This window comes from Methylomonas sp. TEB (assembly GCF_047777895.1).
Taxonomy (GTDB): Bacteria; Pseudomonadota; Gammaproteobacteria; order Methylococcales; family Methylomonadaceae; genus Methylomonas.
This window is the reverse complement of sequence record NZ_CP180476.1, coordinates 3,463,031-3,481,317: the sequence shown is the minus strand read 5'-3', so window position 1 is coordinate 3,481,317 and position 18,287 is coordinate 3,463,031. Positions and strand designations below refer to the sequence as shown.

The window sequence follows — 18,287 nt, the reverse complement described above, 5'->3', positions numbered from 1 at the left end:
GTATAGTCGGTTACAATAGGGCGCATATGTCGCGACAACTTTATTTGTATCGGTATTTTTAGGATAGTTATTTATGACACTTTCACCATCAAGCCAGCCAGACTTGGGTTGGAGCCAGATTAGGGAAACCATCAAGCTGTTGACGGTTTCGGTTGCTCAGGTTGAGGGCAGCATGAAAGCCGGCGATGAGTCGGTCTCAGCCTTGGCCGACTCGTTTACCGGTATGGTTGAAGATATGAAAAATATTCATCAGTTACTGAGTAGTTTTCAGCAGAGCGAGAGCCGCGATCAGGCTCTGGCGCATTGCGAGGCGACCCAGGATAAAATCTATTCGGCGATTGTGGCGTTCCAGTTTTATGATCGCCTGCAGCAATGCTTGCAACACGTGTCCAACAATCTAAAAGGCTTGTCGGTCATCATCGATACGCCGCAGAGGTTATATAATCCTGCCGAATGGTATAAGTTTCAGGAAAGCATTCGCAACCAGTACACTATGGAGTCTGAAAAAGTGATGTTTGATGCTATCCATCAGGGCAAAAGCGTCGATGAAGCGCTAGCCTTGTTTCAACAAGCAAATCGGCAAAGCGACGACGATGAAATCGAACTGTTTTAATTTTACTTGGCTACTCAAATCGTAAATGAAAAAAAAATCCCTGTTAATTTTGTGCCCTCTGTTACTGATATTAACGGCGTGTAGTAATCCTGGCTCAGAACCACCGGTGGCCGGCAGCGTACCGGGCAAAAAAGCCCCGGCTAAAAAATCAGCGGCAAACAAAGCTCCCGCAACTACGGCTAAAAAACCGGTGTCTAGTCCCGATACCGCCACCTATCCTATCGAAAGTGTCAGCAATAACTTTAAAGATGAACCGAATCTGCCGACCTTTCGCGCCGAGCCGTTGATGCCGCCGGCCGATATTCCGCCGCCTGTGCCAGCCAGTCCGGCTCTAGCGGCACCCGCTCCTGCGGCGGTGGCTACAGCAACTGCGCCGGCACCGAGGTTTGTCATAGAAGACGCACGTATCCCCAGCGGCACGCCGCCGGCAGTGGTGGCTTTAATTAGCGAGTCAGACCGTAGCCGTAATAGTGGCGACCTGGATGCTGCAGTGGTCGTGATGGAACGGGCGCTACGCATCGATTCACGCAACCCCACGCTGACTTACAAGCTGGCGCAGCTCAGAATCAAGCAAAATAAACCGCAACTTGCCGAAGAATTGGCCGGCAAGGCCGCTCTGTTGGCGGGTGGTGATCTGGATCTGAAGCGCAAAAGCTGGTTGTTGATCGCCGAAGCCCGGCAAATGCAGCAAAATGCCCAAGGGGCCAGAGAAGCTAAAGCCAAGGCGGACAGCTTTTTCGGTCGCTAGTGGTTGACAGTTCCAAGACGGCGCTTGCCGGCGCCGCCAGCAAATTGGCCGATGTTTTTGGCGACGGCGGCGCCTTAGCCGAGGTTATCAGCGGTTATTCGCCGCGCGCCGCGCAGATCGAGATGGCCGAAAAAATCGCCTACGCCATCGAGTCCCAGCAAAACCTGATTGCGGAGGCCGGCACCGGCACCGGCAAAACCTTTGCCTATCTGATTCCTGCGATCCTGTCCGGTAAAAAAGTCATCGTTTCCACCGGCACCAAAAATCTGCAAGACCAATTGTTCAACAAGGATCTGCCGGTGATACGCAAAGCCTTGAGCAGACGGCCGTTCAAAGCCAGTTTGCTGAAAGGCCGCGCCAATTATTTATGCACTTATCGGCTGGAACAGGCCTTGAATTCCGCGTTCGGTTACAGCCAGGAAGACGCGGCGGCACTGGCGCAGATCAAGGCTTGGTCGAAGCGCACCAAGGCCGGCGACGTCTCGGAAGTGGCTGACGTGCATGACGGCGATCCGGTCTGGTTTCACGCCACTTCCACCACCGACAATTGTTTGGGTCAAAACTGTCCTGACTATGGCGATTGCTTTCTAACCAAGGCCCGCAAGCAAGCGCAGGAAGCCGAGATCGTGGTGGTCAATCACCATTTGCTCTGCGCAGATTGGTCGATCCGTGAAACCGGCTTCGGTGAATTGCTGCCGGATGCCGAAGTCGTCGTTATCGACGAAGCCCATCAACTGGCCGACACCGCCTCCAATTTTTTGGGCGTGACGATTAGCGGCAAACAATTGGTCGATTTGGCCGATGACAGCTTGGCCGAGTATTTCACCGACGCCAAGGATATGCCGGACCTGCGCACCGCCTGCGAAGACCTACAACACGAAGTCAAGGATTTACGGCTGGCGTTTGGCTTGGAGCTACGCCGCGGCGACTGGCAGGACATCGAAACCAACCCCAAAATCGCAGGTGCACTGGAGTCCTTGCAAAAGCAATTGGCGCGGCTAACCGACCAATTGGAACGCGCCTCGGTGCGCAGCAAAGGTCTGGAATCTTGCTTCGACCGCGCCGAAGCACTGGACGCGCAACTGGAAACGCTGATTAACGACAAGGACGGGCAGTGGATCAAATGGTACGAGACTTATAGCAAGTCTTTCACGCTCAGCCGCACGCCGCTGGATATCGCCAAGGAATTTCGTGGTTTCATGGCCCGGCACAAAGCTACGTGGATTTTTACCTCCGCGACCCTGAGCGTGGCCAATAACTTCGTGCATTTTTCCAAGAATCTGGGCTTGAGCGGTGCGCTCAGCCAGAGCTGGGAAAGTCCGTTTGATTACCCGAATCAGGCCTTGTTTTATCACCCCAAAGGTTTGCCGCAGCCCAGCGATCCGGACTTTACCGACAAAATTATCGAGTTCGCCTTGCCGGTGCTGGAAGCCAGCCGGGGCAGGGCGTTTTTCCTGTTTACCAGCCACCGTGCCTTACAACGTGCCGCGCAATTGTTGGAAGGCAAGCTCGACCATCCCATCCTGGTACAAGGTACCAAGTCCAAGGGCGTATTGCTGGATCAGTTCAAAGAACTGGGTAACGCGGTGCTGCTGGCAACTGCCAGCTTCTGGGAGGGCGTGGACGTGCGCGGCGACGCCTTGTCCTGCGTCATCATCGACAAACTGCCGTTTGCATCGCCCGGCGATCCGGTATTGAAAGCGCGGATGAATGCAATGGAAAAACAGGGCCGCAACCCGTTTTTCGAGCATCAACTGCCCAGCGCCATCATCATGCTGCGCCAGGGTGTGGGTCGCTTGATTCGCGACGTCAATGACCGCGGCGTATTGATGGTTTGCGATCCCAGATTATTAAAGCGTTCCTACGGCCAGATGTTTTTAGACAGCGTACCGGCGATGAAGCGTAGTCGCGAGATAGCCGACGTGCGGCAGTTTTTTGCGTTGGATGAATCACATTGAACATTGCGTAGGCCGGAATAAGCGTTAGCGTTTCCGGCATCTTGTTGACAGAGGTACAGATTTGAAATTATTGGCAGTAGAAACCTCCACCGACGCCTGTTCGGCGGCCTTGTTTATCGATGGCGAGATTGCCGAAAAGTTTGCCGTCGCTCCGCGCGAGCACACCAAGCTGATTTTGCCGATGATCGACGAATTGATGGCCGATGCCCAGCTCAGGCCGCAACAACTGGACGCTATCGGTTTGAGTCGCGGGCCCGGTTCGTTTACCGGTGTCAGAATTGCCGGCGGCGTGGTGCAGGGTATTGCTTATGGTGCCGACTTGCCGGTCGTACCCGTTTCGACTTTGGCGGCCATCGCCCAAGATTTTTTTAACCGTCGCGCCGATGCCCAGCTGAGTTTTACCGCAATGGACGCCAGGATGGACGAAATTTTTTGGGGCGTGTATCAACGCAATGAATTGGGCCTGGCGGACTTGATCGGTGCGGAAGCTGTGACGCCTGCTGGCGACGTGAACTTTCCCGATCTTGCCGGCTTTGGCGTAGGCTCCGGTTGGGGCGTTTATGCGGAGCAGTTGGGCCAGCGTTTAGCTGAGCGTCTGCTGGGCGTCGAGGTGGAAGTCTGGCCGCGTGCCGGCTGTGTCGCGCAATTGGGCGCTTACGGTTTTGCCAACGGTTTGGCGGTGCCTGTCGAGCAAGCCATGCCGGTTTATTTGCGCGATAAAGTCGCCAAAAAACAATCGGAAAGATGAGTCGGTTTCCGGTTTCCAGCGGCCGCTAAAACGGCCGCGCCACATTTTTAAATACCTTCTAGGGTACAATAGCCCTTTACCTAAGCCGATAGTTTTAGCCCATGGCGCAATATTTCGAAATTCATCCGAAGAACCCGCAGCCGCGCTTGATTCAACAAGCAGTCAATATCTTGCGCAACGGCGGAGTCATCGCCTATCCCACTGACGCATCCTACGCGCTGGGTTGCCAGATCGGCGATAAGGCGGCCATGGATCAAATTCGCAGCCTCCGCCGGCTGGACGATAATCATAACTTCACACTGTTGTGTACCGACCTGTCGCAGGTTTCCACCTTCACCAAAATGGGCAATGAAGCCCACCGCTTGATTAAAAAACTGACGCCAGGCCCTTTTACGTTTTTACTGGATGCCACACGCGAAGTGCCGCGCCGGTTGCAGCACCCCAAAAAGAAAACCATAGGCGTCAGAATCACCGACCATCCGGTAGCTCAAGCCTTGGTCGAGCAGCTTGGCGAACCCTTGTTGACCTCCACGTTGATGATGCCCGGCGATGACGAGCCTTTGGCCGATCCTTACGAAATCCGCAAGCGGCTGGAAAAAGAGTTGGCCCTGGTCATAGATGTGGGCGTGATCGAATATCAACCCACTACCGTCATCGCTTGCGGCGACAAGTCGATTGACATTGTTCGGCAAGGTATCGGTATTGCGCCGATGTTGGAGTAAAAGCCATGATGGACGAATTAACCCTGATACAAAGGATCGTGGTGTGGATTTTGCCGGTGATTTTCGCGATCACCGGTCACGAGGTGGCGCACGGCTGGGTGGCCAAGAAGTTAGGCGACAACACCGCTGCCGACCAAGGCCGTTTAACGCTGAATCCTCTCAAACATATTGATGTGCTGGGCACGCTGATTATTCCCGGTTTATTGTTGCTGACCTTTACCGGTTTTGTGTTCGGGTGGGCCAAGCCGGTGCCGGTCGATCCCCGCGCGTTTAAAAAACCGCGTCAAGCCATGGCGATTGTGGCGGTAGCCGGCCCCTTGTCCAATCTATTAATGGCGGCGGCCTGGGCTTTGCTGTCTAGAATCGGCGTGATGTTGGAAATCGAATACATCTCTTTTCCGCTGATTTACAGCGGCGTAGCAGGCATCAGCATCAATTTGGTTTTGGCTTTGATTAATCTTCTGCCGATTCCGCCCTTGGACGGCAGCCGGATTTTGTCCGGAGTGCTATCGGATTATTGGGCCTGGCAATACAATCGTTTGGAACGGTTTGGTTTTATTTTTTTGTTGATATTACTTGCTACCGACGTGTTGCAATATTTGCTGGCTTATCCGATGTACTACGCCCAACAATTATTTTTTAGTTTGGCGGGCATGTAGTTTTGAACGAAGTAGCATTACCGGTTGAAACCGTACTGCCGCCGCTGGCGCTGGTGCAAGGCCAGCCTTATCAAGACTTGCCGGAAGATCTTTATATTCCGCCGGATGCGCTGGAAGTGTTTCTGGATGCGTTCGAAGGGCCGCTGGATTTGCTGTTATATTTGATTCGCCGGCAGAATCTGGATATTCTCGACATCCCCATCGCTCAGATCACCCGGCAATATATCGCCTACATCGACATGATGGAAAATCTGCGTCTAGAGCTTGCTGCCGAATATCTGGTGATGGCCGCGCTGCTGGCGGAGATCAAATCGCGGATGCTGCTGCCCAGACAACCGGAAAGCGAAGAGGAAGAAGAGGACCCCAGAGCGTTTTTGATCCGCAAATTGCAGGAATACGAAGCGATCAAAAAAGTGGCCGAAGAGATCGATCTGCTGCCCAGAAACGAGCGCGATACCTTCGAATTTGGCGTGGACACTTCAACCGTGGATGTACAGCAAATTTTGCCGGATGTGCAACTCAAGGAACTGCTGCTGGCCTTCCAGGACATATTGAAGCGCGCCGAGAGGCTTACCCACCATCAAATAACCAAAGAACCCCTATCAGTCCGTGAACGAATGGCAGCCATTTTGGAAAAACTTAACGGAGCAAATCAGCTCCCTTTCGCAGCGTGTTTTACCCGAAGTGAAGGAAAAAACGGAGTGGTTGTCGCGTTTCTTGCCATCCTTGAACTCTCCAAGGAACGCATCATCGACATCTTCCAATCCGAACCCTACGCCGGCATTCAGGTCAGAATCCGCCTCGATAGCGGCACCGGCGACTGACTCACTGCTAGCCGAAACCGTCGTTGATGATGTTATTCCCACAGCCAAACCCAGAACGCCCCGCAAGCCGCGCATCAAACCCGAGCCGGTTACGATATTCGTGCCGGTCAAACGGAGGTCCGTTCGGTTTCCGGCTATCTGGACTAGCGAGCCGCGCGTTGCGGTTGTTCAAAGCCAAGAACCAAGTAAACCCGTGGTTTTGCCAATTTCCCGTAGGCACGCGGTGCGCTTGTTGCCGGGTTGGCGGAGTAGTTGGCAAGCACCCATGCCGGTGGCTGCGGCCGTTAGCAAGGCTAGGCGCTCAAGCCGTTTGCCTCGGCGTTGGGCCGAGATTATTCGCGCCAGCACTTATCAACCTATCCTGGTCGAACGCCACCGTTTACCGCCCGATTTCATTAAAGAGTGCGACATGAACACCAAGCGCATCGTGGAAGCTATTTTGTTCGCCGCCAATCGGCCGATGACGATCAGACAGATCCAGGAAACCTTTCCGGAACTGGAGCAACCCGATACTTTGTCGGTGCAAATGGCCCTGGATGAAATCGCCCGCGACTACGCTGATCGGCCGATTGGCCTTAGGCAATTAGCCAGCGGTTATCGGTTTCAGGTGCGCGAAGGTTTGTCGCCTTATGTCACCCGCTTATTCGAGGAAAAGCCGGCCCGTTATTCGCGCGCACTTTTAGAAACTTTGGCGATCATTGCCTACCGCCAGCCGGTAACGCGCGGCGAAATCGAGGATATTCGCGGCGTCAGCGTCAGCAGTTCCATCATTCAAACCCTGTTGGAGCGCGAGTGGATTCGCGTCATTGCCCATAAGGAAGTACCGGGCCGGCCGGCCTTGTTCGGCACCACCAAGCAATTTCTGGATTATTTCAATTTAACCTCATTGAGCGAATTACCGACGCTGGAAGAAATCGTCAATTTCGATTTCGGCAATTCGCCGCAACCGCAACCCGAGCAGGACCACAGTGAAAGACCGCAAACCGCCGAGATCCAACAACCCGTCAGCCCCGCAGGACAAACGGACCCAGAAGCCGCAGCCGCGGAAACCGAGTTCGACCCACAAGCCGAAGCCGGCCTCGGCGCCGAAAAGCTCACCCTCCACTAAAGCCGCGCCTGCTGGCGGCGAGCGCATCCAGAAACTGCTGGCGCGGGCCGGCGTGGGCTCGCGTCGGGAAATCGAGCGCTGGATAGAAGAGGGCAAGCTCACCGTCAATGGTAATCCGGTACAGCCGGGGTACCACTTAAAGCCGGACGACCATCTGCAAATCAACGGTCGGGTGGTGAAATGGGAAAAATACGCCGAGCAACCGACCCGCGTATTGGTCTACCACAAGCCGGTCGGCGAATTGGTCACCCGCCGCGATCCGGAAGGCCGCCCGGTGATCTTTACCCAGCTGCCACGCCTGCAAGTCGGCCGCTGGATCGCGGTCGGCCGGCTGGACATCAACACCTCCGGTTTGATTTTAGTCACCAATAACGGTGAACTCGCCAACCGTTTGATGCACCCGTCGCGGGAAGTGGAGCGCGAATACGCGGTGCGGATATTGGGCGAAGTCGACGACGCGATGCTGGCGCGCCTGAAACAAGGCGTGGAACTGGACGACGGGCCGGCGCATTTCGAAGACGTCAGCTTTTACGCTGGCGAAGGCGCCAATAAATGGTTTTACGCCACAGTGAAGCAGGGCCGTAACCGTTTAGTGCGGCGTTTGTGGGAATCGCAGGGGGTTAAAGTCAGCCGCTTGATCCGGGTCCGTTACGGCGATGTCGGTTTGCCGGAGCGGGTCAGGGCACATTCGTTTTATGAATTGGAGGCCAAGGAATTGGCGGCTTTGATGGAGTTTGTGGGGTTGTAGACTTTGAATTGAGACGTCCGAAGGGTTGCGCCATACTGGATTGATTGCGAAAACTGATTAAATACTATTCAACCCACGAGGAGACAAGGAATGAATGAAATGTCTATGTTCTGGATTTATTTTTCCGCAGCCTTGATGTTTTACGCTGGTTGGATATTTATTGCGCGTAAAAATGGGCAATCTAAAATTATCCAATGGGGTGGAGGTTTTCTTGCGACCACTATAATTGCTGCGGTTTTAGGCAATAACGCTCAGCAGTCAGTGCATGAAGAACTTATCGAAACAACGGCTACCACAGAGACAGCCAACGTATCGATACCATTGACTAGCAAGTCGGAAGTAAGCCCCGTAATTGATAAAGCCGAGCAACTAGCACGTTTTCAATCCTATACATTGCAAGAAGCCATTGAGATATCAAAACCTGAGATGGAGGATATTCAAGGAATTGGTGTCAGTAAAGGGAGTGGTATTCTGGCTTATTGGGCTAGCTTTGGTTTGAAGTGGCAGGAGTTACAGGCCCTTCCAAAAAGTAAATACGGTCTAGTAATGAAAGATTCCGTACCTGAACTTGGCAAACGATTATGCGTTACCGGTCATGTTGCAGAAATTCAGCGTGAACGTTCCATTGACCAGCCTATTTTTACCGGCGGAATCATTGATAACGAAGCCAAAGTTTACCGATTTGCTGCCGTAGGATCTACAGGTGAAATTGTTGCAAATGACCGAGCTAGTTTTTGTGGCATCATCACTGGGCAGCAGCATTACCCAAATAGCATTGGTGGCGTTTCTCACGCTGTTTATTTGGTAGGAATGTTCGATTTACCAGAGAATAAACCGAAGTAGCCGTGGGCACGCTTTTTGTGCCCGCGCGGAATTTCGACTGGTATAATAATGATTCGCTCTCGCGAGGTTTATTTGAATGCCGGTTCCCGCACCGGCGGGCGGGTTACTTTTCTTTGCTTGTCCAAAGAAAAGTAACCAAAAGAAAAGACACCCGGATGCCGCTTTTATCCTGCGCTCCGAAGCTTTCGCCGGGGGTTGCCGAAAGGGGCTTCCTGCCCCTTCGGCAACGCGATGCATCCCTGCATCGCCCCTAACGGGCTAGTCCCGGCGAAAGCTTCGGTGCTCGGTGCGGCAAACGGGGCAAAACCGTCACCAAATTTATATCGGGCGTAGGGTGGGTACGGCTTTTTGTGCCCACGCGGTATTGGCAGAGGCTCAACCTGCTCGCCTCCCCGCCGATAAAACTCCCATCAAAGCAATTAGCTAGCCTTCGGAAATATAGATGGCTTACCATGGAACGACTTTCGATGTTTGTTCCAATTTCAGCAGGTTTTTATACCGGGGCGGATAGAAAAATGGCAATTTGGCGGATTAGCTCAACCCTAAAATTTCCCCTGCTGACCGCTGTTTTCCTGGTTTCCGGGTGTGTCAATCATGCCGATTTGGCGGAGGCTCCCGGCGAAAACCTGGTAGTCCAATCCGTGCCGGATTTGAATTATCTGGCAACGCAAAATTACTATCACGAACTCATTTCCGGCGCGATGCCCAGCATCGCCGAATTGACCCTGTTTACCAATCAACTGCCCAAGGGCGGCGATCTACACCACCACTATTCGGGTGCGCTGTATGCGGAGACTTATCTGGATTGGGTGGATAAAAGTCATTTTTGTATTTGCTTGGACAATGCCTGCCAAGGCGGCACCAGAGCGGAGCCGGATTCGGCGGCTAAATACGAGGTTGTCAAGAATTGGAAATCAGGCACTTGTGTTAGTGCTGGCGAGTTGAGGACCAAGAAAAAATATTCGGCTTTCTACCGCGATCTACTGAAACGCTGGTCGGACAAGGACTTCGCTAATCACTTCCATCAGCAATCCCCACCGGATCAGCAGTTTTTCGACACCTTCGGTTTTTTCGGTTCGGTGTCGGATTATTCCTATCAACAAGGTTTGCAGGCGCTTAAACAGCGGGCTATAGCCGAAAACGTGTTGTATTTGGAGACTATGCTGAAAAGCGCGCCGGCCATCGATAACCCGGCGCTGGCAAAAACACTCAACGCCTTAAATGCCGACAGCTCCGATCTGGAAATGGAAGCGGCCTTTCAGGCTTATTTCGATTTTCTGGCAAGCGATCCGGCAGCCAAGGCCGCCGTTGAAGAGTACGCCCGCTCTCAAGATCAGGCGGCGATGGGTATTAACGACGGCCATTTTATGCTGCGCTTTCAGACCTATGTGTCGCGCAACAGCGAGCCGGCCAAGGTGTTTTCCGGTTTGTATGCCGCTTTCGCCGCCGTTCAGCAATCGGCTTTGATTGTTGGCGTTAATTTGGTCGGGCCGGAAAACGGTTATATCGCGATGCGCGACTATAGCTTGCATATGAAAATGCTACGGTTTTTGCGGCAGCACTTTCCCGAGACCAAACTGTCGCTGCATGCCGGTGAGTTGGTGTTGGGCATGGTGTCGCCGGAAGGCTTAAAAAGCCATATCCAAGAAGCGCTAAATATCGCCGGAGCGCGGCGTATTGGGCACGGGATAGACATCGTGCATGAAACCGATGCCTATCAATTGCTGGAGCAGATGAAAACCGGCGACGTGGCGGTCGAGATCAATCTAACCAGCAATGCGTTTATTTTGGGAGTGGAATACGAGGCCCATCCCTTGCAGTTATACCGGCGCTATCACGTGCCTTATGTGATTTCCACCGATGATGCCGGGGTGTCGCGCAACAATTTAAGCAATGAATATCTGTTGTTTACCAGTCGCTACAAACCTGCTTACGACGAATTGAAGGCTGTGGTTTACAACAGTATCGATTACGCTTTTTTGCATGACCAGGAAAAGGCTGAGGCGCGGCGGGAATTGGATAAACGCTTTACCGCCTTCGAAGCACAAATAGCCAAACAGCTTGAACTTGAAGAGTAGCCCTGAGCCGCGCAATGGGGTGAGGGGGCTTGGTGGCGTTAACATTTAATGAAAATCCCTGGATTTAGTCGCCAAATCGCCGATCCAGCTACTCCAATCTTCCAGCTTGCCGGCTACCAGATGCAGTACGCCGTCTTCCTGCTGGATCGTGCCGGTAACCGATAGCAGGCGGGCTTTCAGTAAGGGTTTACGTTGGGCTAGGGCAGTGGCGGGCCAGACCACCAGGTTGACTTGGCCGGTTTCGTCTTCCAGGGTGACAAAGGTCACGCCGGCAGCGGTCATCGGCCGTTGCCGACAGATTACTAACCCGGCGACCTGGGCGATGCTGCCGTTGCGGCGTTGCCATAAAGAGGCGGCGGTGGTGACGCCCCTGCGGCGCAAGCGCTCGCGCAGCAGGCCCAGCGGGTGTTCGCGCAGGCTGAGCCGGGTGCTGGCGTAATCGGCCAATACTTCCTGGCCCGGTTTGGGTGTTTTTAATAGCGGTGTGGCTTCGGCGATGACAGGCACGCCAAATACCGGCGTCGCAGCTTCTACACCACCAGCCGTCCAGAAGGCCCGATGCCGGTTGCCGGCCAGGGTTTTTAACGCATCCGCTGCCGCTAGCTGTTCCAAATCTCGGCTATCCAGTCCGGCGCGCGCGGCAAGGTCAGTGACATTGGCAAATGCTTGCCGGTCGCGGGCCTGGACAATCTTTGCCGCCGCTATTGGCGATAAACCTTTGACTTGATTAAAACCCAAACGCAAGGCCGGGGCGGCGTTTGCGGGAAACTCCAACGAGCATTCGCTGAGACTGGCCTGTACGTCCACCGGCCGTACATCCACACCATGGCGGCGCGCATCCTGCACCAGCTGTGACGGGCCGTAAAAACCCATCGGTTGACTGTTCAACAAAGCGCAACAAAATGCCGCCGGATGATGGCGCTTCAACCAGGCCGAGACATACGCCAGTAAGGCAAAGCTGGCGGAATGCGATTCCGGAAAGCCGTAATCACCAAAGCCTTTGATTTGTTGAAAAATCCGTTGGGCAAACTCGGCGCTGTAGCCGCGCGCACGCATGCCGTCCTGCAATTTGCGCTCGAAGGGTTCCAGACCGCCTTTACGCTTCCAGGCTGCCATCGCTCGGCGCAGTTGATCGGCCTCGTCGGCGCTAAAGCCGGCCGCGACCATCGCCAGTTGCATGACTTGCTCCTGAAAAATCGGGATGCCCAGCGTGCGTTCTAAAACGGCTTTAACTTCCGGGCTGGGGTACTCCACGGGCTCCAATCCTTTACGTCGGGCTAGGTAAGGATGCACCATTTCGCCCTGAATTGGGCCGGGGCGGACGATGGCGATTTCGATGACCAGATCGTAATAATTGGCCGGCTTCAGGCGCGGCAACATGGTCATCTGCGCCCGCGACTCGACTTGGAACACGCCGATGCTGTCGGCTTGTTGCAGCATTTGGTAAACCGCCGGGTCCTCAGCGGGAATATTGGCTAAAGTCCAGGCGATGTTGGGTGCGCCTGTTTCTTCGGTAGGGGTGATAAAAGTCGAAACAGTCCCTTCTCCCTCTGGGAGAAGGTTAGGATGAGGGCGGTGGTTATGGTTTGAATATTCCCTCACCCCAGCCCTATCCCGGCGGGAGAGGGAGTTTCTGCAATTCTCTTCAACAAAGGGATATTGGTGCTGGGGCGGCCGGCAATATTGACCAAGATATTCCAGGGCTTTGCGAATCGCACTGAGCATACCCAGTGCCAGTATATCGACCTTTAATAAGCCCATCGCTTCCAGATCGTCTTTTTCCCATTGAATCACGGTGCGGTCGGCCATTGCGGCATTTTCCACCGGTACCAATCTGGACAATTCGTCGCGGGCGATCACGAAGCCGCCGACGTGTTGCGACAGATGGCGCGGAAAGCCCTTGATCTGCTGAACCAGTAAGGCCAGACGTTGCACGACTGGACTGTCCGGATCGAAACCGCATGCTGTTAAAGATTCCGGCATCAATTGATAGCCGTCCCAACGATCCACACTATCGGCCAGGCGTTCGACTTGCGCCAAGTTCAAACCCAGGGCCTTGCCGACATCGCGCACCGCGCTGCGACTGCGGTAGGTAATCACCGTGGCGGCCAGCGCGGCGCGATGCCGGCCGTATTTTCGATAGATATATTGAATCACTTGCTCGCGGCGTTCGTGCTCGAAATCGACATCAATGTCCGGCGGTTCGTTGCGCTCACGAGACAAAAAACGTTCGAATAATAGGTTCATCCGGCTCGGGTCGACTTCGGTAATGCCCAAACAAAAGCACACCGCTGAATTGGCCGCCGAACCACGGCCTTGGCAGAGTATGCCTTGTGCGCGGGCATAACTGACGATGTCGTGTACGGTCAGGAAATACGGCTCGTAAGCCAGGTCGGCGATCAGGGTTAATTCGTGTTCGATTTGTTGGCGAACTTTTGCCGACAGGCCCTGCGGCCAACGTTTGCGGATGCCGATTTCGGTCAAATGCCGCAGCCAGGAGCTTGGGGTATGGCCATCCGGCACCAGTTCTTGCGGATATTCGTAGCGCAACTCGTCCAGCGAAAAGTGGCAGCGCTCGGCGATAACCAGGGTTTGTTGCAGCCATTCAGACGGATACAGCTCGGTCAGTCGGGGCAGGAGGCGTAAATGCCGTTCACCGTTGGAAAACAAGGCGTAGCCCAGTTGCGACAAAGGTTGGCCGAGGCGGATCGCGGTGAGTGTGTCCTGCAAAGCCCGGCGCGAGCGGCGATGCATGTGCACGTCGTTGCAGGCGACTATCGGAATATTGAGTTGCCGGGCTACGGCTGTCGCTCGTTGGCAATGTATTTCGTCGCGGCCGGATAGAAATAGGCCGATGCCCAGCCATAAATCGTTTGCAAACAGCTGTTGCAACCAACGGCCGTCATCTGTCTGGAATTGATCGTTGGCTAACCAGATAGCCAGACAGTCTTGCGGAAAGTGTTTGGTTAAATCGGATCGGGTTAGCCGATAGTGGCCTTTTTCGGCTTGGCGGCGGGCCAGGGTGATCAACGCGGACAGGTTGCCGTAGCTGGTTCTGTCGGTTGCCAGCAAGACCAGTTTCAGGCCATCGTCCAAGGCAAATTCGCTGCCGATGATCAGTTTGATATGGTGTTTCTTAGCGGCCAGATGCGCTCTTACCACGCCGGCCATCGAGCATTCGTCGGTTAGTGCCAGCGCCTGATAACCCAGGCGGGCGGCTTCCTCGACCAGTTCTTCTGGATGCGAGGCGCCGCGCAGAAAGCTGAAGTTGGACAGGCAGTGCAATTCCGCAAAGCCTATATCTGGCGCCTTGATCTCATCCGAACAAGCCATGTAAAAACCACTGTTGTTTGGCGTTTAGATCACGATAAACCCACAGCTTTCGACCGCGTTTGTCTTGGGCGATGTAATAGTCGCGGCGGATGGGCTCGTCGTCCCACCAGCCGGACTCGATGCGTTCCGCCGACGATAGCAGGCTAAGGCCGCTTAGCCGCACCGGTTCGGGATTAGCCAGCAGCCAAAAAGGCCTGGGCGCTAAATCGGGATTGGCGGTTAGTTGGTTTGGTGCAACGGTCATGGCGCGTTCCGGGCGATGGTCGGCTTGCGCGCCGGGAAACTTTAAGGCTTGATGCCCCAGCCTGGCTTGCAATTGATCTAGAACTGCAAGCCATTCGGTGTCACTGTCCGGTTTTTCGTGGTCGTCGAACAGGCTGAAGCGTTCCGGCTGAAACGGCGCTATGGCTTCGCTCTGCAAGGTAATGGCCAGCACCGGCGCGGGTAACGGCGAGCGTTCCAGCTTTTCGTGCAACAAGCCGCACCAGTGTTTAGGGTCGCGGTTGCCGGCGCGAAAATCCAATGCCAAGCAAGTGGCAGGGCGGCCGTGATGGTGTAATTCCAGCATGATGCTTAATGCCGTGGCATCGCGGGTCTTCAAAAACGCCGTAAATTCGTCGGCCAGTTGTTCGATGGCCGGGAAGAAATGTTCGATACGTTCCAGTTCGATGGGCATCTCGTGGCTGGCCTGGAAGCGCGGCGGACGATGGAAAGCCTGCAAAATTTGAGTTTGTTGGCCGGCAAGTCTGTCCAGTTGTTGCAACAAGGCTGCACCATAGCGCTTGGCCAGGCCGTCGCGCGGCAGTCGCCACAGGTCGGTGAGTTGGCGAATACCGGTGCGCAGTAGCCGATGCAATATTTTATCCTCCAGCGCTAGCGCGGCGATGGGCTGCGGGCCCAGTGCCGAGCGCAGGGCTTGCCGGTCGATGACGATTGTTTCCTGACCAAGTTTGGTTAGCAATACGCTGGCTGTAGGCGCGGGGCTGATGGCAATCGACGGCCGATGTCCGCTGCTTTGCCATACCGTTTTTAGCTTGTCTCTTAAACTTTCCACGCCGCCGAATAACGTCAGACAGGAACGAATTTCCAGCAGCAGGCAGTCCGGCTGATCCAGGCTGACCCATGGGCTGAAATCCAGCGCAATTTCGGCGAGTTGTTGTAATGCTAGGCGTTCGGTGAACGGGTCGCGGTTACGAATGCTCAGGCCGGGACACAATGCCAGAGCGGCGGCGGGAGTCATGCCCGGTTCGACGCCGGCTTGCCGGGCCGGCGCCGAAACCGTATGTAGACGAGTCTGGCCTTTGTGGGGCATAGCACTGGCCACAGCCTGACCTAAATCCACATGTAGTGCATTCAAAGCCAAGTCAGGAAAATACGCGCATAGCCAAAGTTGGCTATTGGCCGCATTGGCCTCTACGAGAGTGCCGATTCGGTCTGTCGGCGTTGGCGATAGCGCCCTGGCGGTGGCGGCCATGGTGGTCTTAAAGCGGTAAGATCAAAGACGCACGTTGCAAACTGCCGCGCGCCTTTAAAATCTGTAATGCCAGGCCGGTTTTCACGGGTCTGACTTCCAAGCGCAATGCCGTGTAGCCGCTGCCGCTACGCTGTTTGGGAAATAGCACTGCCAACGCCGAGCCGGCTTCCGCGGCCAGCTGCAAGCGGCGGATTTGATGATCGCTGAGCCGGCGCGGCCAGGCCAAGGCCATGCCGCAGCGGCCGCTACGCAGCAGTTTTTCCAGACTCCAGGGAATGTCCGCCTCTTGCCGGCAATCGACTACCAGGACATAGCTTGCATCAATGCCTGCCTGTAGTAAGGCGGGTGCATAGACTTGCTGTGGCGGCGCGATCCAGGCTATCCAGCGCTTGCTTTGAGACAGGGAGGCCATGGCCGGCAGCAACAGGCTTAATTCGCCGATGCCCAGGTAGGGCGATAGAATTTCCAGTACGCCGCCCAGCGGCCAGCCGCCGCCGGGCAGCAAGGCATCCAACTCGGCAAAACTGCTGGCAATTGTTCGCCAGTTTTGATTTTCCGAATGCAATCCGCGCCAAATCCCGGTCTGGGTGCGTAACAGCTGATCCAGGGGAGTTGCATTCATAGCCCGCTGCGAATCACGCCGACTACCAGGCCTTCTATTACCAAAGGTTCGCGCTGCAAATCGACTTCAATGATGGAAAAATCCGGATTGGCCGGCTCCAGAAACGCTTTAACGCCCTCCAGGCGTAGCCGTTTTACCGTGGCTTCATCGTGAATCCGCGCAACGACGATCTGGCCGTTGCGCGCTTCCGGCGTGCGCTGCACGGCCAATAGGTCGCCGTCCAGAATGCCGGCGTCGCGCATACTCATGCCTTGCACTCGCAGCAGATAATCGGCGCGGTTATCGAATAATTCCGGCCCCAAGCGGCAATAACGCTCGATATGTTCTTCGGCCAGAATCGGTTGTCCGGCCGCCACCCGGCCAACCAGGGGCAGGCCTTGCTCGGGATCGGGTGTCGGTTTCAGCAAGCGGATGCCGCGCGATGCGGCCGGCACGAGTTCGATGGCACCCTTACGTGCCAAAGCCTGCAAGTGGCCGCGGATGCTGTTGGTGGAGCGCACACCAAAGGCAGCGGCGATTTCGGCGATAGTCGGCGGAAAGCCATCCTGTAGCAAACTGCGCTCGATGAAGGTCAGGATGTCTTGTTGGCGGTCGGTGAGTGGTTTCATGCTGTTTTTATAGTTACTGCTTTTATAGGCAGTATAGTGCTGTTGGTTGGATTGACGCAAGCGGTTAGAACGGAAATAGACTCCCGCTTGCTTGGCAGCGGCGGCAGAGATAGGTTGGATTATGAAGGGATGTTAATTAGCTGAAGATATGCTCAACCATTGGCCTAACAAGCGCTTACTTGGTACAGACCGGCAGAGCCGGAGAGTGCAGACCAAGGGCGAGTTATGGCAGGTGAAAAGGGATAGGCCGCCGGTCTCTAGCCGTTGGCGGATGGGGCGGTTAATCGGGATAAAGCTTAAGCAAGCTTCAATCCGGTTCCAGCACCCGAAACAACATTTCCTTCACGGTTTGCGGGTCGAAGGGTTTGTCGCAAATCGCCGAGACGCCGGCTTTGTGGACATTACTGAGGCGGGTTTCGTTTTCTTCGCTGGTCACCATCAAGATCGGTACGATGGAATTGCCCAAATCCTGGCGGATGGTTTTGATCAATTGTTGGCCGTCCATGATAGGCATATTGTAATCGGTGACGATCAGGTCGAAAGCGTTTTGGTCGCGAGCGAATACATCGACGCCTTCCTTGCCGTCCTGGGCCTGGGTAATCTTGACGATGCCCATATTGTTCAACACGCGGCTGATGTGTTTGCGGGCCAGCGGACTGTCGTCAACCACCAAGACCCGCACGTTTTCGATGTCGTAATGTTCCAGGCTGATTTCTTGCGGATCGATGAATTCGATGGTCGCCCGCAAGGCGTTTTTTAAATCGTCGTGCGCAAACGGCTTGGGCAAAATCGCTACGACGCCGGCTTGGCGGATGGTGTCGAGTACCGCAAAGCTGGATTCGCTGGAAATCAGCATGAAGGGGATATGGCTCAGGGCTTCTTCATTGCGCAGATGCTCGACCAGTTCGGTGGCCATCATATCCGGCAGATACAGGCTGCTGATAATCAAATCCGGGCGGTGATTATGCAAGCTTTCCAGCGCCGCCGCCGCGTTGGAAACGCCTTCGATTTTGGCTATGCCTTCGTCACGTAAATGCTGCATGATGACTTTTAATTGTGTGGTCGAAGGTTCAATCAGCAAAATCGATAAGTCGGCAATATCTATGGCGTGCATAAGCGTGTGGCCTGGTTAATGTTGAACGGAATTGCATCCTGCAGGCGCCGGCTGGAAAAAAAATCCCCAAGGGTAGCCGGCGAGATT

16 protein-coding genes are annotated in these 18,287 nt (G+C 54.8%); 11 read left to right on the top strand and 5 right to left on the bottom strand.

The features are described 5' to 3' along the window. The first annotated feature begins 73 nt into the window (after window positions 1-73). From ACMXD4_RS15485 to ACMXD4_RS15435, 11 genes are all read left to right on the top strand, one after another. Window positions 74-613, top strand: a complete 540-nt coding sequence (locus ACMXD4_RS15485; RefSeq protein ID WP_171694768.1) for a hypothetical protein — start codon at window positions 74-76, stop codon at window positions 611-613. Window positions 614-638: 25 nt separating this feature from the next. Then, window positions 639-1,361, top strand: a complete 723-nt coding sequence (locus tag ACMXD4_RS15480) for a tetratricopeptide repeat protein (protein WP_415878680.1) — start codon at window positions 639-641, stop codon at window positions 1,359-1,361. 122 nt (window positions 1,362-1,483) lie between these two features. After that, the gene (locus tag ACMXD4_RS15475) at window positions 1,484-3,319 is read left to right on the top strand and encodes an ATP-dependent DNA helicase (protein ID WP_415880840.1); all 1,836 of its coding nucleotides are present in this window, start codon (window positions 1,484-1,486) and stop codon (window positions 3,317-3,319) included. Between the two features lie 61 nt (window positions 3,320-3,380). Next, entirely contained in the window at window positions 3,381-4,067 is a 687-nt protein-coding gene (gene tsaB / locus ACMXD4_RS15470; RefSeq protein ID WP_415878679.1) for a tRNA (adenosine(37)-N6)-threonylcarbamoyltransferase complex dimerization subunit type 1 TsaB, read from the top strand. Window positions 4,068-4,168: 101 nt separating this feature from the next. Then, window positions 4,169-4,789 (top strand): L-threonylcarbamoyladenylate synthase, encoded by a 621-nt coding sequence (locus ACMXD4_RS15465; RefSeq protein ID WP_033157439.1) that lies wholly within the window; start codon window positions 4,169-4,171, stop codon window positions 4,787-4,789. A gap of 5 nt (window positions 4,790-4,794) precedes the next feature. Then, on the top strand, window positions 4,795-5,448 hold the full coding sequence (locus ACMXD4_RS15460) for a site-2 protease family protein (RefSeq protein ID WP_033157440.1): 654 nt from the start codon (window positions 4,795-4,797) through the stop codon (window positions 5,446-5,448). Between the two features lie 2 nt (window positions 5,449-5,450). Beyond that, window positions 5,451-6,272 carry a ScpA family protein gene (locus ACMXD4_RS15455; RefSeq protein ID WP_319960521.1) on the top strand — a complete coding sequence of 274 codons (822 nt, stop codon included), beginning with the start codon at window positions 5,451-5,453 and terminating at the stop codon, window positions 6,270-6,272. Window positions 6,273-6,465: 193 nt separating this feature from the next. After that, a complete protein-coding gene (scpB, locus tag ACMXD4_RS15450; RefSeq protein WP_415878678.1) occupies window positions 6,466-7,380 on the top strand; it encodes an SMC-Scp complex subunit ScpB in 915 nt (304 codons plus the stop codon). A 25-nt stretch (window positions 7,381-7,405) separates the two neighbouring features. Beyond that, window positions 7,406-8,128, top strand: coding sequence for a 23S rRNA pseudouridine(2605) synthase RluB (rluB, locus tag ACMXD4_RS15445; protein WP_415880839.1), 723 nt, complete (start codon window positions 7,406-7,408; stop codon window positions 8,126-8,128). A gap of 90 nt (window positions 8,129-8,218) precedes the next feature. After that, window positions 8,219-8,971 (top strand): hypothetical protein, encoded by a 753-nt coding sequence (locus tag ACMXD4_RS15440; RefSeq protein WP_415878677.1) that lies wholly within the window; start codon window positions 8,219-8,221, stop codon window positions 8,969-8,971. A 515-nt stretch (window positions 8,972-9,486) separates the two neighbouring features. Then, entirely contained in the window at window positions 9,487-11,049 is a 1,563-nt protein-coding gene (locus ACMXD4_RS15435; RefSeq protein WP_415878676.1) for a hypothetical protein, read from the top strand. Between the two features lie 45 nt (window positions 11,050-11,094). On the opposite strand, the gene ACMXD4_RS15430 is transcribed toward ACMXD4_RS15435, so the two are convergent. From ACMXD4_RS15430 to ACMXD4_RS15410, 5 genes are all read right to left on the bottom strand, one after another. Continuing rightward, complete coding sequence (locus tag ACMXD4_RS15430; protein WP_415878675.1) at window positions 11,095-14,382, bottom strand: error-prone DNA polymerase; 3,288 nt, start codon at window positions 14,380-14,382, stop codon at window positions 11,095-11,097. Further along, on the bottom strand, window positions 14,366-15,856 hold the full coding sequence (locus tag ACMXD4_RS15425) for a Y-family DNA polymerase (RefSeq protein WP_415878674.1): 1,491 nt from the start codon (window positions 15,854-15,856) through the stop codon (window positions 14,366-14,368). Before ACMXD4_RS15425 ends, ACMXD4_RS15430 begins: the two co-directional genes overlap by 17 nt. Window positions 15,857-15,863: 7 nt before the next feature. Then, on the bottom strand, window positions 15,864-16,478 hold the full coding sequence (gene imuA, locus ACMXD4_RS15420; RefSeq protein WP_415878673.1) for a translesion DNA synthesis-associated protein ImuA: 615 nt from the start codon (window positions 16,476-16,478) through the stop codon (window positions 15,864-15,866). After that, window positions 16,475-17,086, bottom strand: a complete 612-nt coding sequence (lexA, locus tag ACMXD4_RS15415; protein WP_415878672.1) for a transcriptional repressor LexA — start codon at window positions 17,084-17,086, stop codon at window positions 16,475-16,477. Before lexA ends, imuA begins: the two co-directional genes overlap by 4 nt. Window positions 17,087-17,393: 307 nt before the next feature. Beyond that, entirely contained in the window at window positions 17,394-18,200 is an 807-nt protein-coding gene (locus ACMXD4_RS15410) for a response regulator (RefSeq protein ID WP_033157448.1), read from the bottom strand. Window positions 18,201-18,287: the final 87 nt, after the last annotated feature.